Annotated in this window: 20 protein-coding genes and 1 tRNA gene; 9 read left to right on the plus strand and 12 right to left on the minus strand. The window is 72.0% G+C overall.

The window, feature by feature from the left end; translation table 11 throughout:
- The first annotated feature begins 53 nt into the window (after nt 1-53).
- On the plus strand, nt 54-1,397 hold the full coding sequence (locus ACZ7MF_RS10455) for an MFS transporter (RefSeq protein ID WP_471475748.1): 1,344 nt from the start codon (nt 54-56) through the stop codon (nt 1,395-1,397).
- 23 nt (nt 1,398-1,420) lie between these two features.
- On the opposite strand, the gene ACZ7MF_RS10460 is transcribed toward ACZ7MF_RS10455, so the two are convergent.
- Nucleotides 1,421-2,407, minus strand: coding sequence for a bile acid:sodium symporter family protein (locus ACZ7MF_RS10460; RefSeq protein WP_471475750.1), 987 nt, complete (start codon nt 2,405-2,407; stop codon nt 1,421-1,423).
- A gap of 272 nt (nt 2,408-2,679) precedes the next feature.
- Here ACZ7MF_RS10460 and ACZ7MF_RS10465 point away from each other — a divergent pair.
- A tRNA-Pro gene (locus ACZ7MF_RS10465) sits at nt 2,680-2,753 on the plus strand.
- 61 nt (nt 2,754-2,814) lie between these two features.
- Here the strand turns inward: ACZ7MF_RS10465 and ACZ7MF_RS10470 are convergent.
- Nucleotides 2,815-3,648, minus strand: coding sequence for a FadR/GntR family transcriptional regulator (locus tag ACZ7MF_RS10470; RefSeq protein WP_471475751.1), 834 nt, complete (start codon nt 3,646-3,648; stop codon nt 2,815-2,817).
- Nucleotides 3,649-3,871: 223 nt separating this feature from the next.
- On the opposite strand from ACZ7MF_RS10470, the gene ACZ7MF_RS10475 reads away from it, so the two are divergent.
- From ACZ7MF_RS10475 to ACZ7MF_RS10495, 5 genes are all read left to right on the plus strand, one after another.
- On the plus strand, nt 3,872-4,714 hold the full coding sequence (locus ACZ7MF_RS10475) for a fumarylacetoacetate hydrolase family protein (RefSeq protein ID WP_471475752.1): 843 nt from the start codon (nt 3,872-3,874) through the stop codon (nt 4,712-4,714).
- A gap of 33 nt (nt 4,715-4,747) precedes the next feature.
- A complete protein-coding gene (locus ACZ7MF_RS10480; protein ID WP_471475754.1) occupies nt 4,748-5,674 on the plus strand; it encodes a VOC family protein in 927 nt (308 codons plus the stop codon).
- Nucleotides 5,675-5,678: 4 nt separating this feature from the next.
- Entirely contained in the window at nt 5,679-7,313 is a 1,635-nt protein-coding gene (gene mhpA / locus ACZ7MF_RS10485) for a bifunctional 3-(3-hydroxy-phenyl)propionate/3-hydroxycinnamic acid hydroxylase MhpA (protein ID WP_471475755.1), read from the plus strand.
- Nucleotides 7,314-7,428: 115 nt separating this feature from the next.
- Nucleotides 7,429-8,211: a CoA transferase subunit A gene (locus tag ACZ7MF_RS10490; RefSeq protein ID WP_471475756.1), complete on the plus strand. Its 783-nt coding sequence runs from the start codon at nt 7,429-7,431 to the stop codon at nt 8,209-8,211.
- Nucleotides 8,211-8,861, plus strand: coding sequence for a CoA transferase subunit B (locus tag ACZ7MF_RS10495; RefSeq protein WP_471475758.1), 651 nt, complete (start codon nt 8,211-8,213; stop codon nt 8,859-8,861). The genes ACZ7MF_RS10490 and ACZ7MF_RS10495 overlap by 1 nt, the downstream gene beginning before the upstream one ends.
- Before the next feature lie 119 nt (nt 8,862-8,980).
- On the opposite strand, the gene ACZ7MF_RS10500 is transcribed toward ACZ7MF_RS10495, so the two are convergent.
- The 4 genes from ACZ7MF_RS10500 to ACZ7MF_RS10515 all read right to left on the minus strand — a co-directional run bounded on the left by ACZ7MF_RS10500 (nt 8,981) and on the right by ACZ7MF_RS10515 (nt 11,948).
- Nucleotides 8,981-9,448 (minus strand): hypothetical protein, encoded by a 468-nt coding sequence (locus tag ACZ7MF_RS10500; RefSeq protein WP_471475759.1) that lies wholly within the window; start codon nt 9,446-9,448, stop codon nt 8,981-8,983.
- Nucleotides 9,449-9,556: 108 nt separating this feature from the next.
- A complete protein-coding gene (locus ACZ7MF_RS10505) occupies nt 9,557-10,129 on the minus strand; it encodes a VOC family protein (RefSeq protein WP_471475760.1) in 573 nt (190 codons plus the stop codon).
- A gap of 166 nt (nt 10,130-10,295) precedes the next feature.
- Nucleotides 10,296-11,144: a fumarylacetoacetate hydrolase family protein gene (locus ACZ7MF_RS10510; RefSeq protein ID WP_471475762.1), complete on the minus strand. Its 849-nt coding sequence runs from the start codon at nt 11,142-11,144 to the stop codon at nt 10,296-10,298.
- 324 nt (nt 11,145-11,468) lie between these two features.
- The gene (locus ACZ7MF_RS10515; protein WP_471475763.1) at nt 11,469-11,948 is read right to left on the minus strand and encodes an Lrp/AsnC family transcriptional regulator; all 480 of its coding nucleotides are present in this window, start codon (nt 11,946-11,948) and stop codon (nt 11,469-11,471) included.
- 274 nt (nt 11,949-12,222) lie between these two features.
- Between ACZ7MF_RS10515 and ACZ7MF_RS10520 the strand changes: the two genes are divergently transcribed.
- Entirely contained in the window at nt 12,223-14,550 is a 2,328-nt protein-coding gene (locus ACZ7MF_RS10520) for a transketolase-like TK C-terminal-containing protein (protein WP_471475764.1), read from the plus strand.
- A gap of 82 nt (nt 14,551-14,632) precedes the next feature.
- Here the strand turns inward: ACZ7MF_RS10520 and ACZ7MF_RS10525 are convergent, their stop codons facing one another.
- Nucleotides 14,633-15,649, minus strand: coding sequence for an ABC transporter substrate-binding protein (locus ACZ7MF_RS10525; protein ID WP_471475766.1), 1,017 nt, complete (start codon nt 15,647-15,649; stop codon nt 14,633-14,635).
- Nucleotides 15,650-15,786: 137 nt separating this feature from the next.
- A complete protein-coding gene (locus ACZ7MF_RS10530) occupies nt 15,787-16,980 on the minus strand; it encodes an amidohydrolase family protein (protein WP_471475767.1) in 1,194 nt (397 codons plus the stop codon).
- Nucleotides 16,981-17,639: 659 nt separating this feature from the next.
- Here ACZ7MF_RS10530 and ACZ7MF_RS10535 point away from each other — a divergent pair.
- The gene (locus ACZ7MF_RS10535) at nt 17,640-18,923 is read left to right on the plus strand and encodes an MFS transporter (protein WP_471475768.1); all 1,284 of its coding nucleotides are present in this window, start codon (nt 17,640-17,642) and stop codon (nt 18,921-18,923) included.
- A gap of 10 nt (nt 18,924-18,933) precedes the next feature.
- Here the strand turns inward: ACZ7MF_RS10535 and ACZ7MF_RS10540 are convergent, their stop codons facing one another.
- From ACZ7MF_RS10540 to ACZ7MF_RS10555, 4 genes are all read right to left on the minus strand, one after another.
- A complete protein-coding gene (locus tag ACZ7MF_RS10540) occupies nt 18,934-19,608 on the minus strand; it encodes a GntR family transcriptional regulator (RefSeq protein ID WP_471475770.1) in 675 nt (224 codons plus the stop codon).
- Nucleotides 19,609-19,758: 150 nt separating this feature from the next.
- Nucleotides 19,759-20,856, minus strand: coding sequence for an amidohydrolase family protein (locus ACZ7MF_RS10545; protein WP_471475771.1), 1,098 nt, complete (start codon nt 20,854-20,856; stop codon nt 19,759-19,761).
- A gap of 267 nt (nt 20,857-21,123) precedes the next feature.
- A complete protein-coding gene (locus ACZ7MF_RS10550) occupies nt 21,124-22,764 on the minus strand; it encodes an FAD-dependent monooxygenase (protein WP_471475772.1) in 1,641 nt (546 codons plus the stop codon).
- Nucleotides 22,764-23,663 carry an alpha/beta hydrolase gene (locus tag ACZ7MF_RS10555; protein ID WP_471475774.1) on the minus strand — a complete coding sequence of 300 codons (900 nt, stop codon included), beginning with the start codon at nt 23,661-23,663 and terminating at the stop codon, nt 22,764-22,766. Before ACZ7MF_RS10555 ends, ACZ7MF_RS10550 begins: the two co-directional genes overlap by 1 nt.
- Nucleotides 23,664-23,702 lie beyond the last annotated feature (39 nt).

Here is a 23,702-nt window from a genome sequence, read left to right on the forward strand (position 1 = left end):
GCCCCATCACACGTCCCCTCCAGGCACCGCCTCCTGGACGAGAGGAAACAACGATGTCCTCCTCACTCGCGCTGTCCGCCCGCGGCAGCAGACTGGCACTGCTGGTCGTCGGCCTCTGCTGGCTGGCCGTCCTCTTCGACGGCCTGGACATGTTCATCTACGGCTCCGTGCTGCCCCACATGCTTCAGGAGAAGGCCCTGGGCATCACCTCGGGCCAGGCCGGCGACCTCGGCAGCTACGCCACCTTCGGCATGCTGGTCGGCGCGCTGGCCGCGGGCACGGTCGCCGACCGGATCGGCCGCAAGAAGCTGATGGTCTCCTGCGTCGCGCTCTTCTCCCTGGCCTCCGGCCTGTGCGCGATCGCCGGGAGCGTCGGCGTCTTCGGGCTCGGCCGGACCCTGGCCGGTGTGGGCCTCGGCGGACTGCTGCCGACCGCGATCAGCATGGTCTCCGACTACGCCCCCCGGGGCCGCGCCGCGATCACCATCGGCCTGCTGATGACCGCCCACCACGCCGGCGGCATCCTGTCCGCCTACGTCGCCCTGTGGATCGTCGAGCCGCTCGGCTGGCGCTCCGCCTTCTGGGTCTGCGTGGTGCCGCTGCTCTTCGTCCCGGTGCTTTTGAAGTTCCTGCCCGAGTCGCTCAGCGTCCTCGTCGCCCAGGGCCGCACCGAGGAGGCCCGCACCCTGGCCGGCCGCTACGACGCCGAACTCCCCGCCGCGCCCGCCGGCAGGCCCGCCACCGCCCGCTGGGAGAACCTCGCGAACCTCTTCCGCGGCCGCGAATGGATCCAGACCCTGCTGTACTGGCTGGCCTCCTTCGGCGGGCTGCTGCTCGTCTACGGAGTCGCCACCTGGCTGCCCACCCTCATGCGCAGCGAGGGCTACGAACTGGGCTCCGCGCTCACCTTCGTCGTGCTGTTCAACCTCGGCGGCATCGTCGGCATGCTGGTCGCGGGCCGCGCCTCCGACCGGTTCGGCGCCCCGCGCATCTCGGCGATCTGGTTCGCGCTGACCGCCTGCGGCGTCTTCCTGCTCAGCGTCCACATGCCGCTGGCGCTGACCTTCGCGGTCGTCTTCCTCACCGGCGTCTTCCTCAACAGCGCCCAGACCATGATCTACGCGACGGTCTCCATCGGTTCCGCACCGGCCAACCGCGCCACCGCCGTCGGCTGGACCTCCGGCATGGGCCGCTTCGGCGCGGTATTCGGCCCCTGGCTCGGCGGCCAACTGCTCGCCGCGGACCAGGGCGACTGGGGCTTCACCGCCTTCGCCATCGCCGGCTTCTCCTCCATGGTCTTCATCGGCATCGCGGCCCTGCGCACGGCCACCGCCGCGCCCCGAAGGGGCGCGGGGAACTGCGCGACCAGCCACCACGCACCCGCAGCCGGACAGTAACCCCCGGCGAAACGGCCCCCCGCTCAGCCGGCCGCAGGCCGCCGCCGCGACAGCCACGCGGCCACCACCGCGCCGGACACGTTGTGCCAGACGGAGAAGACCGCGGCCGGCAGCGCGGCCAGGGGACTGAAGTGCGCGGTGGCCAGCGACGCGGCGAGGCCGGAGTTCTGCATGCCGACCTCGAAGGCCATGGCACGACTGCCGGGCTCGCCCAGCCGGCCGAGGCGCCCCGCGCCGTAACCGAGGGCCAGACCGAGGCCGTTGTGCAGGACGACGGCGACGAACACCAGCCCCGCAGCCGACTTGATCGCGTCCGCGCTGCCCGCCACGACGACCGCCACGATCACGGAGATCGTCAGCGCGGACAGCCAGGGCAGCGCCGGCAGCGCCCGCTGCACGAACCGCCCCGCGAGCAGCCGTACGACGACGCCCGCGAGGACCGGCAGCAGCACCGTCTTGAGGATGTCGGTGACCATGGACCCGGCGTCCACCGGGAGGTACTCGCCGGCCAGCAGCAGCGTCAGCGGCGGGGTGACCAGCGGGGCGACCAGTGTGGACACGGTCGCGACGGAGACGGACAGGGCGACGTCGCCGCGGGCCAGGTAGGTCACCACGTTGGAGGCCGTACCGCTGGGCGCGCAGCCCACCAGGATGACGCCGGCGGCGAGCTGCGGCGGCAGGTCGAGCAGGTGGGCGATCGCCCAGCCGAGTCCCGGCATGATGACGTAGTGCGCGACGAGCCCGAGCGCCACCGCCCAGGGGCGCTTCACGACTCCGCGGAAGTCCTCCGGGGTCATCGTGATGCCCATGCAGAACATCACGACGCCGAGCAGGTACGGCACCGCCTCGCTCCACCCGGTGAAACTGCCGGGGAGCAGCAGGCCGAGGGCCCCGGCCAGGAGGACGAGGACCGGGAAGACGGTCACGGCACGCCGCGCGGAGCGGTCGCCGGTGACGTCGTCACCGAGGTGTTCGTCGCGTTCGTTGTTCGCAGCTCTTTCGGTTCGCACCGTGCGAGGTAACGCCTGGTGGGCGGCGTGACGCAAAGGCGTCTCGCGATGTGATCATCCGTCCACCCGCAGGATGCGCAGGTGTCGAACCGCTCCAGCTTCGTCACCTCGCCGTCGACCCACACCTCCGCGTCCCCTTCGAGGACTGGCACGTGCTCGTCGCAGTTGTGCGAGTGCAACGGCGCCCCGGAGCCCACCGCCGGCGACTCCGTCCCGCCCCGCGCATGGGGTAGGCTTGACCAGCGCGATCACGGCGAACCCGGGTCGCGCAACGGGACGTGGCGCAGCTTGGTAGCGCACTTGACTGGGGGTCAAGGGGTCGCAGGTTCAAATCCTGTCGTCCCGACTGGAGACAGTCGCAAGGCAGGGCCGGTTTCGGAGGCATCCGGAACCGGCCTTTCGTCATTTCATGGGGACAGGCTGGTGTTGTGCTCGTGGATCAGGCGCAGCGCCGCCTCACGGTCCCGCCGGTCCAGAGCGTCGACCAGGTCACGGTGCAGCGCGTGCCGGTCGGCGATGTACTCACCCAGGGGCTGGTCGCTGGTGGGCAGGACCGTCAACGTGTGGCTCTCGATCAGATCGAGAAGGTGGGTGTACAGCGAGCTGAGCAGCACGTTCGGACTGATCGCGGCGATGGCGGCGTGCAGACGCCAGTTGGCGTGGACGAAGGCGACGGGGTCCGCGGCGCCGACGGCGTGTCCCATGGCGGTGATGTGCCGGCGAAGCCCCGCGATGTCGGCCGGTGAGGCATGCCAGAGGGCGTCCTCGATCAACAGCGGGTCGAGGGCGTCGCGGATGCGCACGGCGTCGGCGACGTCGTTGGCCCGTGCGTCCAGGGCGAGGACGGAGTTGCCGAGGCGGACCATGGGGGACTGCTCGGCACTGAACAGTCCCCCGCCCGGCCCGGGCTTCACCGTGACCAGGCCGCGTGCCTGCAGCAGGCGCAGTGCCTCGTTGAAGGTGCCCACGGACACTCCGCACAGGGTCCGCAGCTCTTCCTTGGTGCCCAGCCTGGAGCCGGGCGCCACGCTCTTGATCAACTCGGTGACTCGCTCCGCCGCGCGCTCGGCCCGCCCCGAGGACGGCTGCCGAGGGGGGCCCTCGAGTCCGTGTCCGGCCCGGACCTGAGGCGGACCGCCCACCGTGGGCCCGCCGCGTCGCAGGCCGGCCCTGTCGCCGTTGCCCGGCGAACCGTCTTCGGACGCGTCGTACCGTGCCGCACGGTCGGGCGTGGGGCTCACATCTTCTCCTTGGGCCGCCATATTCATCATGTTCATTCTGCTCGGAACTCTTGACTCCAGGGACACCGCTGCGCAATATCGATGTAATCATCATGCTGAATTGCCGACGGGAGAAGCAAGGCCCCGTAGTCGCCGACGGGTCCTTCTCGCAGTTCCTTCGGCAGCTGAGCGGTCGCCCCGTCCCCTCCGCGGGCGGGGGGCCGCCCCTTCCTGGAGACACATCATGCGCATCGCCAACCTCTCCGGCCGCCTGGTTCTGATCGTCGGAGACCGTGCCGTGGACGTCGAACAGTCCAGTGGCGGCCGTTTCTCCGCCGAGCCGCAGGCCGTCTACGAGCGGTGGGAGGAGTTCCGTGCCTGGGCCGCCTCCGCCGACCTGATCGCGGGAGCGGCGTTCGAGGCGGTCGATCTGGGCTCCCCGGCCCCGGCCCCGCGACAGACGCTGGCCGTAGGCCTCAACTACCGGGACCACGCCGCCGAGTCCGGCTTCGAGGCCCCCACGGGGCTGCCGCCGGTGTTCACCAAGTTCGTCACCAGCATCAGCGGGCCCGTCACCGAAGTGAAGTTGCCCGCGGACGGCCACACCGACTGGGAGGTGGAGCTGGTGGCCGTCATCGGCCGCCGCGCCGAGGGCGTCTCCGAGACGGCCGCCTGGGACCATGTCGCCGGTCTGGCGGTCGGGCAGGACATCTCCGAACGTGTGGCCCAACTGGCCGGTCCGGCACCGCAGTTCAGTCTGGGGAAGTCCTTCCCCGGGTTCGCCCCCGTAGGGCCGTGGCTGGTCACGCCGGACGAGTTCGACGACCCCGACGACCTGGAACTGCGCTGCGCGGTCAACGGCGAGGAAGTGCAGAAGGGCCGCACCCGTGACCTGATCCACTCCGTGCCCGCCCTGATCGCCGGCCTGTCCGCCGTACTGCCCCTGCTGCCCGGCGACGTCATCTTCACCGGCACCCCGGCCGGTGTCGGTCTCGGCCGTGATCCGCAGCGTTTCCTCGCGCCCGGCGACGAACTCGTCAGCACCGTCGAGGGCATCGGCGAACTCCGCCAGACCTTCGTCGCCTGAGCCCACCGCACCCGACGGACAACGGAGCCCTCCATGGCACTGCACCGGCTGACCTCCATCACCATGGGGGTCCCCGACGTTGCCGAGACCGCCGCCTACTACACCGACTTCGGCCTCACCCCCGACGGTGACGGCTGGTTCACCACCCAGGACGGCGGACGCCAGCTCCGCATCGTCCGGGCGCCGACCCGCCGCCTGGTCGAGGTCCGCGTCGGCGTGGACACGCCCGACGACCTGTCGGCCGCCGCCTCGCGGATGAAGCGGCTCGGCATCGAGAGCACCGTCGACGCCGGCACACTGACCGCGTACGACAAGGCCACCACCGTGCGCGCCGTCCTCGAGGTCGTCCCCCGACTCACCCAGAACCCGGTCCCGGCCACCGCCTACAACGGCCCCGGACGCGACGAGCGCACCGGCCGCCGGGCACCCGGCGTGCTGCGCACGGACCGCGTGCGCCCCCGCAAGCTCGGTCACGCCGTCGTCGGCACCACCGACTTCGAGGCGACGACCGCGTTCTTCCGTGACGGGCTCGGCTTCAAGGCGTCCGACTGCATCAAGGGACACGGAGCCTTCCTGCGCTGTTCCACGGACCACCACAACATCCTGGTCCTGGCCGCTCCGGTGGCCTTCCTGCACCACTCCTCCTGGCAGGTCGACGACATCGACGAGGTCGGCCGAGGCGCCGCCGCCATGCTGGAAGACCACCCCGAGCGGCACATATGGGGACTGGGCCGGCACCACGCGGGTTCGAACTTCTTCTGGTACCTGAAGGACCCGGCGGGCAACTTCAGCGAGTACTACTCCGACATGGACTGCATCGTCGACGACCAGCTGTGGACGCCGGAAGTCCTCGAAGGCGCCAAGGGCCTGTTCAACTGGGGTCCGCCGCCCCCGCCTTCCTTCCTCGCCCCCGAGGACCTCGGCGCCCTGATGACCGGCACGCACAGTGAGCCGAGGTAGAGCCATGAGCGGAGCGCCTTCGAAGGTCCACGACGTCGCGATCGTCGGCTTCGGGCCCGTGGGCCAGATGCTGGCCCTGCTGCTGGGACGGTCCGGGCACGACGTCGTCGCCCTGGAGCGCTGGCCCGACCCGTACCCCCTGCCCCGCGCCGCGCACTTCGACCACGAGATCGGCCGCATCTTCCAGGCCGGAGGAATCGGGGAGGAGATGCGCGCCGTCACCGACCCGGTACCCGACCACTACGAGTGGCGCAACGCGGCGGGCCAACCGCTGGTCCGCATCGACTGGTCCGGCAACGGGCCCTCCGGCTGGCCCACCGCCAACTTCTTCAGCCAGCCCGAACTGGAAGCCGTCCTCGCCGAGGCCGCCGAAAGCCAGGACACGGTCACCGTGCACCGCGGCTGCGAGGTCACCGACCTGCGGCACGCCGACGGTTGCGTCCGGCTCACCGCCGGCAGCGCCGACCGCACCGAAGAGGTCTGCGCCCGCTACGTCGTCGGCGCCGACGGCGCCAACAGCTTCGTCCGCTCCGCCATGAACACCACGGTCACCGACCTCGGCTTCTTCTACGACTGGCTGATCGTCGACACCGTGCCGCACGAGCGGACCGAGTGGTCCCCGATGAACTGGCAGCTGTGCGACCCGGAACGACCGACCACGGTGGTCTCCGGCGGACCGGGCCGGCGCCGCTGGGAGTTCATGCGTCTGCCGCACGAGAGCGCCGAAGACCTCAGAACTCCCGAAGCGGCGTGGAAACTGCTGGAACCGTGGGGGCGTACGCCCGAGAACACCACCCTCGAACGGCACACCGTCTACACCTTCCAGGCCCGCTGGGTGGACCGCTGGCGCGAGGACCGGCTCCTCCTGGCCGGCGACGCCGCCCACCAGATGCCCCCGTTCGCCGGACAGGGCATGTGCTCCGGGCTGCGCGACGCCGTCAACCTGGCCTGGAAGCTGGACCTCGTCCTCGACGGCCGGGCCGGCCCCGGACTGCTGGACACCTACACCACCGAGCGCAGCGAGCACGTCCAGCACGCCATCGGCATGTCCATGGCCCTCGGCCAGGTCATCTGTGTCCTCGACCAGGACGCCGCCGCAGCCCGCGACGCCCGTATGATCGCGGCCGGTGCCGACCCGCGGCACGCGCTGCCGCCCACCCCTCCGCCCGTACTGGGCGACGGCGTCCTCCAGCGGGCCCCCGACGGCAGTCGTGCCCCGGACGTCGGTCACCTCACCCCGCAGTTCGAGGTCACGCACCAGGGCCGCACCGCCCTGCTCGACGACCTCACCGGCGGCGGCTTCACGGTCCTGGCCGACGGGACGGGGCCGCTCGACGCCCTGGACCCCGACGACCGAGCCTTCCTGGCCGGCATCGGCGCCACGCTCGTACCGCTGCACGCCGACAGCGCCGCGCCCGACGCCTACCTCGACGGCCCCGACGGTTACCTGTCCCGTCTGCGCGAGCACGGACACGTCGCCGCCGTCGTCCGGCCCGACTTCTATCTGTTCGGCGCCGCCACCGACGCGCCGGGACTGCGCGACCTGGTCGGTCAGCTGCGCGAGCAACTACGGCACCCCGCGGCCACGTCCGACCGGGCCCCGGCCCCGGTACCGCTCGCGGGTGCGGCCGAACGGTAGCCAGAAGCCCGTCCGTGCCACGGCGGGCCCATCGACCACGGCGAACGGGCCCCGCACGGCCCGTTCGCCGCCCTTCTGTGCAAACGACTACCGCGAAGACCTCCGAAGGACACGCATGGACAAGACATCCCCCTCCGCGGCCGTCGCCGTGGCCGACATCGGTGACGGCGCCTCCCTGGCCGTCGGCGGCTTCGGCCTGTGCGGCATACCGAGCACCCTCATATCAGCCCTGCACGACCAGGGCGCCATCGCGCTGCGCGTGGTCTCCAACAACTGCGGCACCGACGACCACGGCCTCGGCATCCTGCTGAGCGCCGGTCGCATCGCCCGCGTCACCGGCTCCTACGTCGGCGAGAACAAGGAGTTCGCCCGCCAGTACCTCAGCGGCGAACTCGAGGTGGAGCTCGTCCCCCAGGGCACCCTCGCCGAACGCCTGCGGGCCGGAGGCTGCGGCATCCCCGCCTTCTACACCCCCGCGGGTGTGGGCACCCCGCACGCCGACGGCGGCATCCCCTGGCGCCACGACGCCGACGGGAGGGTCGCCCTCGCCTCACCGGCCAAGGAGACCCGCAGCTTCGGCGACCGCGACTTCGTCCTGGAGGAGGCCATCACCTGCGACTACGCCCTGGTCCGGGCGGCACGCGGGGACCGGCACGGCAACCTCGTCTTCGACAAGTCCGCCCGGAACTTCAACCCCCTGGCCGCCATGGCCGGCCGCGTCACGATCGCCGAGGTCGAGGAACTGGTCGAACCGGGCGTCCTGAGCCCGGACGACATCCATCTGCCCGGCGTCTTCGTCCAGCGCGTCGTCGCGCTCACACCGCGGCAGGCGGCCGACAAACAGATCGAGCGGCGTACGGTCTCCGTGCCCGCGGCACGAGAGAAGGTGTCCGGCTGATGCCCTGGACCAGAGACGAGATGGCCGCCCGGGCGGCAGCCGAACTCAGCGACGGCGACCACGTCAACCTCGGCATCGGACTGCCCACCCTCGTCCCCGGCTTCGTGCCCGAGGGCGTGCACGTGGTCCTCCAGTCGGAGAACGGCATCCTGGGCACCGGCCCCTACCCGTCCGACGAGGCGGTCGACCCTGACCTGATCAACGCCGGCAAGGAGACCGTCACGGTGCTGCCGGGCGCGAGCTTCTTCGACTCCGCGCTGTCCTTCGGCATGATCCGCGGCGGACACATCGACACCGCCGTCCTGGGCGCCATGCAGGTCTCCGCGGGCGGCGACCTCGCCAACTGGATGATCCCCGGCAAGATGGTCAAGGGCATGGGCGGGGCGATGGACCTCGTGCACGGGGCCCGTCGCGTCGTCGTCCTCATGGAGCACACCGCGAGGGACGGCAGCCCGAAGATCGTCCCGGAGTGCACCCTCCCCCTGACCGGGCGCTCCTGCGTCCACCGTGTCATCACCGACCTCGCCGTCATCGACGTCACCGACGGCGGACTCGTCCTGGTGGAGACGGCCCCCGGCGTGACCGCGGAACAGGTCACCGCCGCCACCGCGGCACCGGTGCACGTCCCCCGGGACGCATCGGCGAGGTGAAGCACACTTCCGCCGGCCTCGTGACCCCGGACAGTCACCGGGCCGGCGGAACCGACCGGTGTGCGGAAATGGATACGGTTCCGGCCGTCCGACGGCCGGAACCGTATCCGCCTTGGGCCTCAGGCCGGGATCGGACGGGCCTTGTCACCGGCGAGACGCTCGTAGGCGCGGCGTACCGCGGGGACCAAGCGGGCGGCGGCCTCCGGGTCGGTGTGCTCGTCCCGGAGGCGCAGTATGTCGCCGTTGCGCCGGTCGGCGGGTACCCGCTCGTCACGCGCCGTGATCAGTGCGTGGAAGTGCGGATGGTTCTCGCCGAAGACCATCAGGTACGTCGCCGGCGCACCGGTCACCTCGGTGACCGCCGCGACCAGGTCGCGTGCGCGGCGGGCGAACGACGCCAGCTCGGCCTCGTCGAGCCCGGTGATGCGCTCGGCGTGCCGACGGACCCGCAGGACGAACCAGCCGGGCACGTCGTAGCCGGGCACCGTGTCCGCCGACCAAAGGGGGTCGCGGAAGACGACGGCGGGGTCTTCGTTCTGTTCCAGGCCGCACATGAAACAGTCGGCGTGGTCGCTGGATGCGCTCAAGGGTTCCCCCAGACGGTGGGTACGGGGGCGCCACCGAGCCGGCGACGCCCCGGAGGGATGCCGGTCCTGCCCCGGCACCCCTGGTGGTCCGTGCTGGACGCCGTGTGTTCAGACGGCCCCGGTGAGAACCAGCATCGGGTCGGGCATGGGGGTCCTGAGGGCCCAGGACCGGTGAATCAGGTCATCGACTGCCGCTCCTGAACGGCGGGCGGCGAGCATGGCCTCCGGGTCGAAGGCGGGGCCGACGGCATCGGCGCTGTACTCCGGTCCGTTCATGTACGCGGTGGCCTCGTCCGGGTCGGCGAAGTTGTCGATCTGCATCTCGACGAAGCCACCGTCCGGGTCCTGGTAGTACATGGACGTGGTGACACCGTGGGCGATGCACACCGCCGGGGCGGTGCCCTTGTCGCGCAGCAGTTCGTAGCGGGCGAGGAGGTCGTCGAGGTGGTCGAAGGTGTAGGCGACGTGGTGGGCCGCGGCCGTGGTGGGCGTCCTGCGCTCCAGCGGGACCGGGGGAGTGAGCAGGGCGACGCGGTGGTGCTCCTCGTCGTAGGTGATGAAGCACAGGCTGTCGTTCTGGAACACCACGTGCCCGTCGAGAACGGCGCAGTACCAGTCCCGCATGCCGGTGGGGTTGCTGGTCTGGAACACGACGTGTGCGAACTTCGGTGTGGCGGTCATTCGATCCTCCTCGATCGAATCTGCGGGCGGCCGTCCGGGGTGGGCCGTCACCGTTCGGCCGGGAAGCCGGAGCCGGTGATCCGTTGGTGCGCCCGTACTCTCAGTATGTGTCGGTCCGTGCGGGTGTGTGAGTGCTCTCTCGCGGGAGCCGTGGCCGTTCGAGGCGTCAGGCCTGCGCGACGAAGCGCTGACGCAGTTCGCCGATACCCTCGATGGTGCTGACCAGCTCGTCCCCCGGCGCGAGCCAGCGCTGGGGGGTACGGCCCAGGCCTACGCCGGCCGGGGTTCCCGTGAAGATGATGTCGCCGGGCAGCAGGGGGACGACCGAGGACAGACGGGCCACCAGCTCGGGTACGGAGAAGATCAGGTCGCTGGTACGGCTCTTCTGGACCTCCTCGCCGTTCACGGTGCAGCGCAGTCCCAGGTCGTCGGGGTCGTCGAGCGCGTCCGGGGTGACCAGCCACGGCCCGATGGGGGCGAATCCCGGGAAGGACTTGCCGAGGCTGAACTGCGGAGCGGGGCCCTCGAGTTGGGTGATGCGCTCGGAGATGTCCTGGCCGACGGTCAGCCCGGCGACATGGGCCCAGGCGGTCTCCGCGGGGACGCGGTGGGCGCGGGTGCCGATGACGGCGACGAGTTCGATCTCCCAGTCGGTGTGGCCGCCGGGCGGCAGGGTGACCTCGGTGACGGGGCCGGTGATGCTGGTGGCGAACTTGGTGAAGACCGGCGGCATGGTGTCGGGCAGGGCGAAGCCGGACTCGGCCGCGTGGTCGCGGTAGTTGAGGCCGGCGGCGACGATCTGCCGGGGGGTGGGCACGGGCGCACCCAGACGGGCGGGCTCGAAGGGGCTTCCTTGGGGCAGGCGGGCCTGGGCCGCCCAGTGGCGGAACTCCTCCCACCGCTCGTAGACGGCCTGCGGATCCGCGGTGAAGCGGCCACCGCTGGCCTGCTCGACGTCGACGGCGAGACCGTCCACGACGAGGACCAGGCGGCCGGAGAGGTTGGCGATGCGCACGGAACTGCTCCTGTGAATCTCGGATGGGACGGCACTCGGCGATTCGACGTCCGACGGCGGGTGACGACGGCAGGGCCGCGCCAGACCCGGCGTGAACGGGACGACGTCGGCAGGGCCGTGGGCTGTTGGCTGTTGAGAAGCCCGGTCCGCCGGGTCCCCGCGAGGCGCGGGGCCTGCCTGTCGCGCGGTGGGTGGCCGTGGTGCCTCGTGGCGACCGCGGTGCTGGTCACACAGTAGGCCGCTATATGTGATAACAGCAAGGGTTCGGTCTCACCATTTCCGGTTCGCACGGTGTCGGCCACAGGGAGCGCGGCGGGACGGAGCTCAGCGGGACGCGGTCCGGCGCAGCAGCGGCGCGAGCCGGTAGGGAACCAGCTGACGCATGACGAGCGCCGTGCTGGTGCGTTCGACCCCGGGGATGTCGAGGATGTGGCCGGCCACGCGGTACAGGTCCTCGGCGTCGGTCGCGGCCACGTGGACCAGCAGGTCGGTGTCACCGGTCAGGCCGTGCACCTGGAGGACTTCGGGGATCGCCGCGAGCGCGTGTGCGACCTCGTCCAGCCTGCGCTGGGCGACCTGGGTGGTGACGAACGCGGTCAGCGGACAGCCGAGGGCCGCGGGGTCGATGCGCCGTTCGAAGGACGCCACGGCGCCGTTGCGGTCCAGGGCGGCCAGTCGGGCCTGGACCGTGTTGCGGCTCAGCCCGCTCGCCTCGGCGAGCGCCACCGTGGTGGCTCGGGGCTGGGCGGCGAGTGCCAGAAGCAGGCGCGCGTCGGTGGGGTCGATCCGTTCGGAGCTGGGCACAGTGCGCACCTTCCGGGGCTGAGAGGTCGGGTGATTGGGCATTCTGCGTAATTTTCCCGCTGCTTCTTGTGCAGCATCCTGATCCGGTGATCTGCTCGTCCGCAACGATCCCGCCCCTGGCAGCACGCCGCCGACCGTGACCCGGTCGTGAGCCGGCCCGATGTGCGCCGGGGCACGCCCCGGTGCGCTCCGCATGCCGCCGTGGTACGTCCCAAGTCACAGCCGCCGCACGTCCGCGCGCGGGCTGTGCCGAGCGCGAGGAGACCGTTTCGCCATGACCACCGCACCAGCCGCCCCTCGGCGGACCACGGCCGTCGCCCTCGACGTGCTGCACGAGATCGAGGATCGCGTGCTGTGGCTGTCCAGTGCGATCGTGCACCACGCCAACCGGGTGCGCCCCAATCCGTCGGGGCTCAAAGTGGGCGGTCACCAGGCCTCCTGCGCCTCCATGGTGTCGATCATGACGACCCTGTGGTTCCGTCACCTGCGCCCCGAGGACCGGGTTTCCGTCAAGCCGCACGCCTCGCCGGTACTGCACGCCGTCAACCACCTGATCGGTGAGCTGGACGCGTCCTACCTGCCCACGCTGCGGGCCTTCGGCGGCCTCCAGAGCTACCCGAGCCGCTCCAAGGACCCCGACACCGTCGACTACTCCACCGGCTCGGTCGGCATCGGCGCCACGGCGACGATCTGGGGAGCCCTGGCCCGCCGCTACGCCGACAGGAGCGGCGACGGGGGCTTCAAGGGCCGCCAGTACGCGCTGGTCGGCGACGCCGAACTGGACGAGGGCGCGGTGTGGGAGGCCCTGATGGACCCCCAGGTCGCCGACCTCGGAGAGCTGGTCTGGATCGTCGACCTCAACCGGCAGTCCCTCGACCGCGTCGTACCGAACATCGCCGCCGGCCGGCTGCACGGCATGTTCGCCGCGGCCGGCTGGCAGGTGCTCACCCTCAAGTACGGCACCCTGCTGGAGAAGCTGTTCGAGCGCCCCGGCGGGGCCGCGCTGCGGGCGCGCATCGACGCCATGGCCAACCCCGAGTACCAGCGCCTGCTGCGCTGCCCGGCCGACGAGTTGCGCGAGCGGCTGCCCGGCACCGGCGCCGAGGCCCCGGCGATCGGTGGACTGCTCGCCGAGATCGACGACGCCACCCTCATGGAGGCGGTCCGCAACCTGGGCGGACACGACCTCTCCGCCCTCGACACCGCGCTGTCCGAGGTGGACGACCACCGGCCCACGGTGATCTTCGCGTACACCGTCAAGGGCTACGGACTGCCCACCCAGGGGCACCCGCAGAACCATTCCTCCCTGCTGACGGACGACCAGATGCGGCAGCTGGCCGCAGAGGTGGGCACCGACCTCGAGAACCCCTGGGCGGGCTTTCCCGCGGACTCGGCCGCGGCCCACCTCTGCGCCGAGACCGGGGCGCGGCTGCGCCGGGACGCCGTCACCGAGACGGCGCCCCCGGCGATCCCCACCGACATCGGGCGCACCCCGACCGGCGTCGCGACCACCCAGGCGGCCCTCGGCCGTACGCTGCTCGACCTGACCCGCAGCGCGCCGGAGGCGGCCCGCCGGGTGGTCACGGTCAGCCCCGACGTCAGCTCCTCGACCAACCTGGGCGGCTGGGTGAACAAGGTCGGCGTCTGGTCGCCCGCCGAGCGCGTGGACTGGTTCGCCGACGACGCGGAGACCATCCTGCACTGGCGGGAACGGCCGACCGGCCAGCACATGGAGCTGGGCATCGCCGAGACCAACCTGGTCGGCCTGCTCGGCGAACTGGGCGCGACCTGGAGCCGCTGGGGCGAGCCGCTGCTGCCCATCGGGGTGATGTACGACCCCTTCGTGAACCGCGCCCTGGAACCCTGGTCCTACGGCATCTATGCCGGCGGCCAGTCGATCCTGGTCGGCACTCCGTCCGGCGTCACCCTGGCGCCCGAGGGCGGCGCCCACCAGTCCGTCACCACGCCGTCCCTCGGTATCGAGCAGCCCGGCTGCACGACCTGGGAGCCGGCTTTCGCCCTCGACACCGAGTGGACGCTGCTGGCCGCCCTGTCCCGCCTCGGCAGGCGCGACGGCGGCTCCGCCTACCTGAGGCTCTCCACCCGCCCCGTCGACCAGACCCTCGCCCGGATTCCCACCGACCCGGCGGCCCGGGAACGGCGGCGCCGCCAGGTCGTCGCCGGTGCGTATCCGCTGCGCCGGCCGGACGGGGCGAAGGTGACCATCGCGGCGATGGGCGCCGTGGTGACCGAGGCACTGGCCGCTGCGGACCGCCTCCAGAACCTCGGCATCCCGGCCGACGTCGTGTGTGTGACCAGCCCGGGGCTGCTCTACCAGGCCCTGGACGCCCGTACGGGGCACGGTGACGCGCCTGACTGGATCCTGGACCAGGTCTTCCCGGCGGAGCGGGCCACGCCGCTGGTCACCGTCCTGGACGGTCATCCGCACACGCTGGCCTTCCTGTCGAACATCCACCGGGTGCCGATCCGCAGGCTGGGCGTCACCCGCTTCGGCCAGTCGGGCTCCCTGGAAGAGGTCTACCGCTACCACGGCATCGACACCGACAGCATCGTCGGCGCGGCCCTGGACCTGACGCAGTGATCGCGCAGTGATCCGCCGCTGAACAGCCGTGCGGGGCCGACGCGTTGTCGGCCCCGCACGGCTTCGGACCTCCGGCCTCCGATCACCCCTTCGTCGCGGGCTTCCCGGGGGCCGTGAGGAGATCTTCGGCCTTCGGCAGAGTGCCGTGCACCTGGCCCGAGTCGGAGACGGCCTTGATCCAGGGGTTCAGCGCCTCGGCCGAGATCGACGTGTCCCAGTCGGGCAGCGGGGCGGTGGCCGCCATCTGCTTCGGCAGGTCCAGCGTGTCCGACAGGAAGGCCCGTGCCTCCTTCTCGTGGGACCCGGCCCACCAGTCGGCGGAGTCGAGGGCCGCGACGAAGGAGGCGACCGTCTTCGGGTTCTCCGCCGCCCAGTCGCGCTTCGCGATCCACATGCCGGCGACGGCGGGGGAGTCGATCGTCAGGAAGGGGTCGCCGAGCGGCCGGTTCCCGGCGGCCTCGACCGGCCCCATGAACGGCTGGACCGTCGCGACGGCGTCGACCCGGCCGGCGTCGAGTTCGCCCAGCATGTCGGTGAACGGCACCTCGACGAGGTTCACCTCGCTGACGTCCACCCCCGCCCGGTTCAGGGCGGTCACCACCGCCAGGTACAGCGTGCCGGACAGGGACGGCACCGCCATCCGCTTGCCGCGCAGATCGGTCGGCGAGTGGACGGAGCCGTTCTCACCGGCGTACATCTGCGCCTGCATGTGCTCCTTGCTGTCGATGTACGCTCCGGCGACCACGACGATGTCGTGGCCCTGTGCGGCGGCACCGACGACGTCCGCGGGGGTGCCCCAGGCGATGTCGTAGTCCCAGCCGAGTGACGGGGCGAAGGACGTGATCTGTGTGCTCGGACGCTGGGAGATCGTCACGTCGATGCCCTGGTCGGCGAAGTCGCCGTTCTCCTCGGCGAGCAGGGGCAGGCTCGGCGGGGCGGCTTCGACGAGTGCCACGCGGACCGAGCCGTTCTCGGCCTCCTGCGTGTCGGCGGAGGCCGAGCAGCCGGTGGCCGCGGTCATCGTCAGTCCGAGGGCCGCGAGCAGCGCGGTGGCACCTCTCGGTCGGTGCGGGTGGTCGGTCAGGGCTGGGAGTCTCATGGCGCCGCTTCTTCGATGGACGTCTGGACAGCGCCCGCAGGCGCTCGGTGACCTTGCTGCCCCGGTGACGGACGCGGTGCCGTCCCCGGGGTTGTGCCGGCTGACCCGCAGGGGCCGCCGTGGGGCCGGGCCGGCGGTCAGGCGGCGGTCGGGGTGTACTCCACCCCGCCGATCCAGACCCGCCGGACGGCGCGGGTCGCGGTGATGTCGGTGAGGGGGTCGCCGTCGATCAGGACCAGGTCGGCGCGGTTGCCGACGCGGACGGTGCCGCGGTCCCGCAGGCCGAATGCCTGGGCGGGCAGACTGGTCGTGGCCCGCAACGCCTCGCGGTGGGTGAGCCCCGCGCGGACCAGCAGCTCCAGTTCGTGGTGCAGGCTCGTGCCGTACGGCGGCTGCACCGGAATCCCCGGCGTGAGGTTGGCGTCCGTACCCGCCAGGATCCGCGCCCCCGCCCGGCGCAGCGCGGCGACGCTGCCCTCGGCGGCCGCATAGTCCATGCCGGGTATCCCGAGCTTTCCGAAGCCCTCCATCATGGTCAGGGTGGGCACCGCGACGGTGCCCGTCGAGACGTAGCGAGCCGCCACCGAGGCCGACAACGCGCTGTCCATCGGCACGTGGTGGATCATGTCGACGCCCGCGTCCAGCGCCCGCACCACCGTGGCCGTCGAGGTCGCGTGGGCCATGACGAGCCTGCCGGCCAAGTGTGCGGCCCTCGTCACGGCCTCGATGGTCTCCGGCGACAGCCCCGGCTCATCGATGATGATCTTGATGTAGTCCGAGCCCTCGGCGACCCGGGAGCGTACGAACCGGGCGGCCTGGTCGGGACCGGTCAGCACCGCGTCCGCCGGGAAGGCCGGGATCTGGCTCTGCGGGCTCCCGGGTGCCACCGCGGGTGTGCCCGCGCTGCGGATGTCGGTCAGACCGGGCAGTCCGCGCGGCGAGTCGACGAGCGAGGGCGGGAAGGAGGCCATGTCCAGACCGGTGGTCACACCGGAACCGGCCAGCGCGTGCAGGGTGTTGACGTCCCGAAGATGGATGTGCGCGTCGGTCAGCCCCGGGAGCAGTACCGCGCCGCCGCAGTCGATCCGGCGCGCGCCGAACGGGCTGATGCCGATCCGTCCGTTGTCGATGACCACGGTGCGCGGGGAGGTCACCCGGTCGCCGTCGAAGATCCGGGCGTTCGTCAGTGCGGTCTTGTCGCCGAGGTGGATGGTGTGCTCCTGGGCGTGGGCGGAGGCGGGCGCGGCCAGCGCCGACACCCCCGCGACGGCGATGCCGGCCGCCGCGGCCGTCTTGAAGAAGTCACGCCGGTTCGTGTCGTTGATGCACATCGTTGTGCCTTTCTGCCGGGCGGGTGCGGAAAGAACAGCGTTCGTGCCCCGGTCTCCGCGGAACGCCGGCGGTGGTCGGCCGTCGGCACGGTGTGTCCGGGGAGGCGTGACTGCCGCCGTACAGACCCTGGTTGTGCGGGCACGGGCGGACAGTCCGGGTGGCGGCGCCGGTGGGCGCTGGCCGGGCGGCAGCGGCCGAACGGGGCCGGTGCCAGGAGGACGGACCGACCGTAGCCGCTATATGTGATAACAACAACCCTTCGGCATCACCTCTCGTGACCGCCCGCCGACCACCTGGCGGAGGTCGATGCGTTCAAGTCGCCGTCCCGCAGGCATTGACACGTCCCCGTGACGGGCCTCAGCATCACACCCAGTCCGTCCGTGACGCCCGGCGACGCGTCCCGGCGACGTACCGCCCCCGTGTGCCGCACTGCGTCGGCACCACCGGGCGCGCCCCCTTCCGAGCAGCTCCCCCGCGGCATGGCATCCCGTGCCCACTGCGGGGATTCCCGGCCACGAACAAGCGTTCCGGCCCCGGTGCCGCCCCGTGCGGCCGGGCACCGGCCGGCAGCCCCCGCGATCGCGCGTCCCCTGTCACATGCCCTCGCGGTATCGCCGTGGCCTTCCCACGCATGCAGTCCCTCATGAGGAGTACGGACATGAACCCCACCCCCGGCACACCCATGACCGGGTCCCGCCCCGGTCCCGCGGTGGCCCTCGGGCTCGTCATCCTGTGTATAGAGGGGTACGACCTCTTCATCCTGGGGGCGGTCGGCCCCTCCCTGCTCCACCATCCCGACTGGGACGTCACCAAGTCGACGCTGGGACTGCTGGGCAGTCTCACCGCGCTCGGCATGCCCCTGGGCTCCATCGCCGCGGGCTGGGCCGGTGACCTCTACGGCCGTCGCCTGCCCATGACCATCAGCCTGGCCTGGCTCTCCCTGGCCATGCTGGTCAGCGCCGTGGCCGGCAGCCTCGCCCTGTTCGGCGCGACCCGCTTTCTCACCGGCATGGGCATCGGCGCCCTGATCCCCCTGGTGACCGCCTACGTCAGCGAGGCCGCCAACCCGGCCCGGCACTCCCTCCAGGTGGGCACCGCCACGACGGGACTGGCCATCGGCGGCATCGTCACCGGCGTCGTCGGCCGCGCCCTGCTGCCCGCGTGGGACTTCCGCACCCTCTTCCTCTTCGGGGTCGTCCCCCTGATCCTGATCCCCGTGGTGTGGCGCCTGGTGCCCGCCGCGGTCCAGGACCGCCCGGCCGCGGTCGGCACCGCCCCGGCCGCCGAGGCGGAGGAGTCCGGCAACAGGCTTCGCCAACTGCTCGGGCCGCAGTACCGCCGCTCCACCCTGCTGTTCTGGGCGGCCACGTTCACCGGGCTCGTCATCGTCTACGGCGCCAGCACCTGGCTGCCCACGCTGATGGTCGACAACGGATACGACCTCAGCTCCTCACTGGAGTTCTCCATCGCCTTCAACGTCGGTGCCGTCATCGGCACGCTCGGCGCGGCCCTGGTCGCCGACCGCGGGCTGCTGAAGGTCTCCACGATCGTCAGCTTCCTCCTCGCCGCTGTCGCCATGATTGCTCTGAGTACGCCGCAGCCCCGCCCGCTGCTGCTGGCCGCCTCGGCGGTCGCCGGCTTCGGCGCGCTCGGCACCCAGGCGCTCGTCAACATCTACGTCGCCCACGCCCACCCGGCGCGGCTGCGCGGCACCGCGCTGGGCTTCAGCCTCGGCGTCGGCCGCGTCGGCGCCATCGTGGGTCCCAGCTACGTGGCCGCCGTCACCGTGCTGATCAGCTCGTCCCGGGCCGGCTTCTACGCCTTCGTCGTTCCCGCGCTCCTCGGTGCCCTCCTGATCGGGCTGCTGCGGTCGGGCCGCCGTACGTCCGCCGCCGCGCCGGCCGGTGCCGCCGCCGAGGCGGAGGCGCCCCTCGCGCCGTAAGCCGGGCCCGTCAGGACAGGGCGGAGAAGGCGATCTTCTCGTTGCGCGCGAGGTGCCGCTCGACGGCCTCGCCGACCACGGCGGGGTCGCGGGTGCGGAAGGCCTCCACCAGAGCCGTGTGGGCCCTGCCCCGCCGCTCGTGCTCGGCGGGGTCGGGATCGAGCCGGCCGAAGCCGATACGGATGTAGCGCTCTCCCGCTCGCCACAGAGTGGTCAGGACCCGGATGTCCCAGGCGGTCGCGGCCGGCGCCAGCAGAGCGAGATGGAAGGCGTGGTGGTCGTCGTAGATGTCGGCCATGCCGTGCTCCCGGGCGCCGAAGTCGGCCGCGTGCGACTCCAGCCGGTCGAGCTCCTCGTCCGTCAGCAGGGCGCATGAACGCTGGGCGATCTCCGGCTCCAGGGCGCGCCGCAGGCGGTAGATGCCGCGCAGGTCGTCGAGGTCGAGCGGGGCGACGACGGCGCTGCGGCCGGGCCGCATGATGACCAGGCCCTCGCTCTCCAGGCTGCGCAGCGCCTCGCGGATCGGGATGAAGCTGATGTTGAGCATCCCGGCCAGCTCGCGCAGCGAGTACTCCGCACCGGGGGCCAGGGCGCCGGCCAGGATCGCGCGCCGCAGTTCATCGGTGGCCTGGTCCACCACGGACCGCGACATGATGGGCTGGATGGCCCCTCGGGGTGTCGCCACGCTGTGTCCCTCGCTTCGGCCGTCCGGTGGTGGATATCAACTATAACTACGCCCCGGTGCGGCGGCTGCGTGCATGACAAGGATGCCGACAGCGCCCCGCACCGTGAGGGGCACGGTGCGGGGCGCGGAGTCAGCGGGGCGCCGTGGCGCTCAGAGCTTCAGGATGCGCTCGGCGTTGCCGCCGGCGATCTTCCGGCGGTGACCGGGGGACAGGCGCGCCCCGCGCAGGAAACCGACGGCCTGCTCGCTCTTCTCGAAGGGGTAGTCGATGGCGAAGAGGACGTTGTCGATGCCCACCGACTTGATGGCGGCCTGGAGCATGTTGTCGTCCATCACGCCCGAGGTGGTGATGGCGATGTTCCGCGTCAGGTATTCGGAGGGCTTCTTCTTCAGCGGCACCTTGGTGTTGATGTTCCGGATCTGCACATCGAGCCGGGGGATCATGTACGGCAGGAACTCGCCCATGTGGCCCACGATGAGCTTGGCGCCCGGGAAGTCGTCGAAGACGCCGCCGAGGACGACCCGCAGCGCGTGCCCGCCGGTCTCCGCCGCCCAGCTGTAGAGGGGACCGACCAGCTCGGGACGGTCCTTCAGCAGACCCCAGTCACCGGTCGGGGCCGGCGTCGGGTGGAGGTAGATCGCGGCGCCCAGCTCCTCCAACGCCGCCCACACGGGCCGGAACTGCGGCTCGTCCAGGTAGTGGCCGTTCGTGTGGCCGTTGACCAGGAAGCCGGCCATCTTCAGGTCGCGTATGGCGCGCCGGGCCTCGCGCACGGCCGCCTGCGGGTCCTGGAGGGGCAGCGCGGCGAGTCCGCCGAACCGGGTGGGGTGCGCGTCGATGACGGCGGCCAGGGCGTCGTTGGCGACCTGCGCGTCCCGCACGGCGATGGCCGCGTCGGGCTGCATCTGCACCCCGGGCGGGGTGAGGGAGAGCACCTGCATGGTGACGCCGTTGGCGTCCATGTCGGCGAGCCGGTACTCGGTGACGTCGGGCAGCCGCTTGAACCACTCGGCGGTGACCTCGGGCTTGAAGGGAATCGCGCCGTTCAGCGCCGTGCCCTCGGTGATGAGGCCCGGCAGGATGATGGCCTCCTCGATGGCGATGATCCGCAGCTTGCCGTGCGGGTCGGGCCTGCCGCCGTGGGCCTCGGCGACACCGGGCGTCATCAGCGTGGACGCCCCGGCGAGTGCGGCGGTGCCGGCCGCGGTGTTCAGGACCTGACGTCTCGACCACTGGTTGGTGCTCATGAGTGTTGCGTTCCTTTCGGGAGAGGTGTCCCTCACCAGGGGGTGTTCGTGGTGCCTGGAGGGTGGGCAGCAGGGAGTGCGCGGTGCCGGCCGGCGCGCTCTTTGAGGTCCGGCCCGCGGGGATGCGGTGGCCGCCGGCCAGGGCCATCGGTTTCACTTTCCCCATCGGTACCGGACCGCCCCGGCCGCGAGGCAGGTACCTCGGACAGGACGCGGCCGGGGCGGAGTCTGGTGGTCGGCGCGGGCACGCCGGTCGACGTGGCTTCTTCAGGTACTGCGGGAGGCCGATCCGCCGCTCCGGTGTGGGCCGCCGCTCAGGGTGTCGACGAGGGCGAGGGCGTCCTCGGGGGCCTCGTCGCCGAGCCAGGCCACCACCTGGTCCGGGCGGACCACGGCGAGGCGGGCGCCCAGCACTTCGGCGTACGCGGCGGCCACCGGCTCCGGCAGACGGACCACGGTGAGTGGTACGCCCCGCAGGCGCGCGGCCTCCTCGACGGCCGTCACCGACGCGTCCTGCCCGAGGGCGAGCAGCGTCAGGTCGGCACCGAGCAGGTCGTACAGGGACCGGCCGCCCGCCAGGAACAGGTGGGGCAGCCGGGCCCCGGTCCACGCGGAACCCTCCGCGCCCGCCGGCTCGGCGGGGACGATCGGCGAGGCGGCGACACGGAGGCCGAGAACCAGGTCGAGGGAGTGGAACTCCGCCCTCTTGGTCTCCTGGATCCGCGCGCCCGCGGCCCACCGGGCCTCCGCGCCCGCCTCGTCGTCCGCGTCGAGGTCGTCCGCGAGCAACTCGGTGGACAGCACCCGCATGTTGGCGGTCGCCTCACGGATGACGCGCTCCTGCACCGGGCGACGCTCGCTCTCGTAGCTGTCGAGGACGTCCGGCCCGCCCCAGCCCGCCAGCACGGCCGCGAGCTTCCAGCCCAGGTCGACCGCGTCCCCGATGCCCGTGTTGAGCCCGTGCCCGCCGAACGGCGGGTTGAGGTGGGCGGCGTCACCGGCGAGGAAGACCCGCCCGTCCCGCATGCGGTCGACGATCTGCATCCGGGCCGTCCACGGGTCGGTGGACAGCACCTTCGCCTCCACCGGGCGGCCGGCCAGGCCGTCGATGATCTCCCGCGCCTCGCGCTCCCCGGTCTCCCGGTCGACGCCGAAGCCGATCGCCCACCACGTGTCCGTCCGGTCCAGCGGCCCGACCAGCGCGGGCGCCGTCGCGTTGACCACCCAGTACTGCACGGCCGGTCCGTGCGTCACGTGCTCCCACAGGCCCGGGCTCTCGAAGACCATGCCGAAGTTCGGGCGCAGGGCCTCCCCGCCCACGTAACGGGCACCGATCTCGTCCCGCACGACGCTGCGCGGGCCGTCGCAGCCGATCACGTAGTCGGCGGTGACGACGGCGCGCTCCCCGGCGCCGTCCTCGACGGTCACGCTCACCAGGTCGTCGTCCTGACGCACGCCGACGACCTTCGAGCCGAGAACGAGCCGTCCCGGGGCGATCTCCTCGACCGCCTCACGCAGCACCTCCTCCAGGACGTACTGCGGCGCCTGCTGGCCGATCTCCGGAAAGCGGTCGCCCTCCGGGGCGAGGCCCAGGACGCCGGTGAAGCGGGACAGCTCCCTGCCGGTCAGCGAGGTGCAGAACACCACGTCCTGGGACCAGGAGGCGGGCAGCGGGGCGCGCTCGCGCAGCCGCTCGGCCAGGCCCCAGCGGCGCAGGTGCTCCATCGTGCGCACGTTGAGGGTCTTGCAGCGGGGCCGGGCGCGGGACACGGCGGCGCGAGGCTCGACGACCAGGCAGTCCACGCCCCGCCGACCCAGCTCGACGGCGGCGGCCAGGCCGACCGGCCCGCCGCCGGCGACGAGGACCTGGACGTGTCGCGGGAGGTGCTTGTTCTCGACGGAGGGCATCAGTTGTCGTTCTTCTGCCGCGTGGCCCAGTGCGCGCACTCCTCGGCGAACGCGAGCTGCCGCAGCTGCGTCGCGAGGCCGAGCGTGTGGTGGTCGATGCAGTGACCCGTCCCGCGCGCCACGCTCGCGTCGACGAAGGGCGCCGCGGTGAACAACGCGGCGAACCTGGCGACGTTCTCCGGACCACTGCTCCACAGGGCGTCGAACTCGGCGAGCGCGTTGTGCACGGGCACGCGGACCCTCGGGGCGAGGTGGGGCAGGTGCTCCCTCGGCCACTTCGGCGCCTGGATCAACTCCCTTACCGGAGTGGGCGCGTAGGACTCGTGCGCCTGGCGCACCCCCTCCGTCCGGTAGGTGTGCTCGGGGCCGAACATCACCTGGTCCCGCTGGTCGTACGGCAGGTCCACGGTCGCGTCCGCGGGCAGCGAGCCGAGTGCCTCGGCCGCTCCGCCGCTCGGGATGACGGCACCCATGCCGGTCGCCGAGACGCCGATCAGCGGGATGTCCGGCTCGGCGGCGGCGATCATCAGCGCGATCATGCCGCCGATCGAGTGGCCGACGAGGAACACGCCGTCGGCTCCGAGGCGCTCGGTGGCCTGCGCCAGGGCGCCGTTGAGCAGCTCCGCGTGCCGGGTGAAGGTGTTGGCCTCCGGTTCCAGCACGGTGCTGCCGCCGTAGCCGGGGCGGTCGAAGGCCACCACCGGATAGCCGTGCGCGACGGCGACGTCCAGGAAGGACCCCTCGGGGGAGCCCGCGACGTCGAAGTACCGCGCCGTGTACGTGCCGCCGTGGAGGGCGGCGATCAGGGGCTTGCCGGTGGGCTCGGCGGGCCCGGCGACCAGCGCCGTGATCTTGTGTCCGTCGACCTCGAAGGTCAGAAGGTCGCGCTGCTTGGCCATCTGTGGCCTCCTGCCAGGGGTGGGTTCCAGCGTGTCGCG

The organism is Streptomyces sp. NPDC111628 (assembly GCF_055635195.1).

Coding starts and splice junctions, on each gene's coding strand:
- ACZ7MF_RS10455 (WP_471475748.1), top strand. CDS start 54: ATGTCCTCCTCACTCGCGCTGTCCGCCCGCGGCAGCAGACTGGCACTG.
- ACZ7MF_RS10475 (WP_471475752.1), top strand. CDS start 3,872: ATGCGCATCGCCAACCTCTCCGGCCGCCTGGTTCTGATCGTCGGAGAC.
- ACZ7MF_RS10480 (WP_471475754.1), top strand. CDS start 4,748: ATGGCACTGCACCGGCTGACCTCCATCACCATGGGGGTCCCCGACGTT.
- mhpA (WP_471475755.1), top strand. CDS start 5,679: ATGAGCGGAGCGCCTTCGAAGGTCCACGACGTCGCGATCGTCGGCTTC.
- ACZ7MF_RS10490 (WP_471475756.1), top strand. CDS start 7,429: ATGGACAAGACATCCCCCTCCGCGGCCGTCGCCGTGGCCGACATCGGT.
- ACZ7MF_RS10495 (WP_471475758.1), top strand. CDS start 8,211: ATGCCCTGGACCAGAGACGAGATGGCCGCCCGGGCGGCAGCCGAACTC.
- ACZ7MF_RS10505 (WP_471475760.1), bottom strand. CDS start 10,129: ATGACCGCCACACCGAAGTTCGCACACGTCGTGTTCCAGACCAGCAAC.
- ACZ7MF_RS10520 (WP_471475764.1), top strand. CDS start 12,223: ATGACCACCGCACCAGCCGCCCCTCGGCGGACCACGGCCGTCGCCCTC.
- ACZ7MF_RS10525 (WP_471475766.1), bottom strand. CDS start 15,649: ATGAGACTCCCAGCCCTGACCGACCACCCGCACCGACCGAGAGGTGCC.
- ACZ7MF_RS10530 (WP_471475767.1), bottom strand. CDS start 16,980: ATGTGCATCAACGACACGAACCGGCGTGACTTCTTCAAGACGGCCGCG.
- ACZ7MF_RS10535 (WP_471475768.1), top strand. CDS start 17,640: ATGAACCCCACCCCCGGCACACCCATGACCGGGTCCCGCCCCGGTCCC.
- ACZ7MF_RS10545 (WP_471475771.1), bottom strand. CDS start 20,856: ATGAGCACCAACCAGTGGTCGAGACGTCAGGTCCTGAACACCGCGGCC.
- ACZ7MF_RS10550 (WP_471475772.1), bottom strand. CDS start 22,764: ATGCCCTCCGTCGAGAACAAGCACCTCCCGCGACACGTCCAGGTCCTC.
- ACZ7MF_RS10555 (WP_471475774.1), bottom strand. CDS start 23,663: ATGGCCAAGCAGCGCGACCTTCTGACCTTCGAGGTCGACGGACACAAG.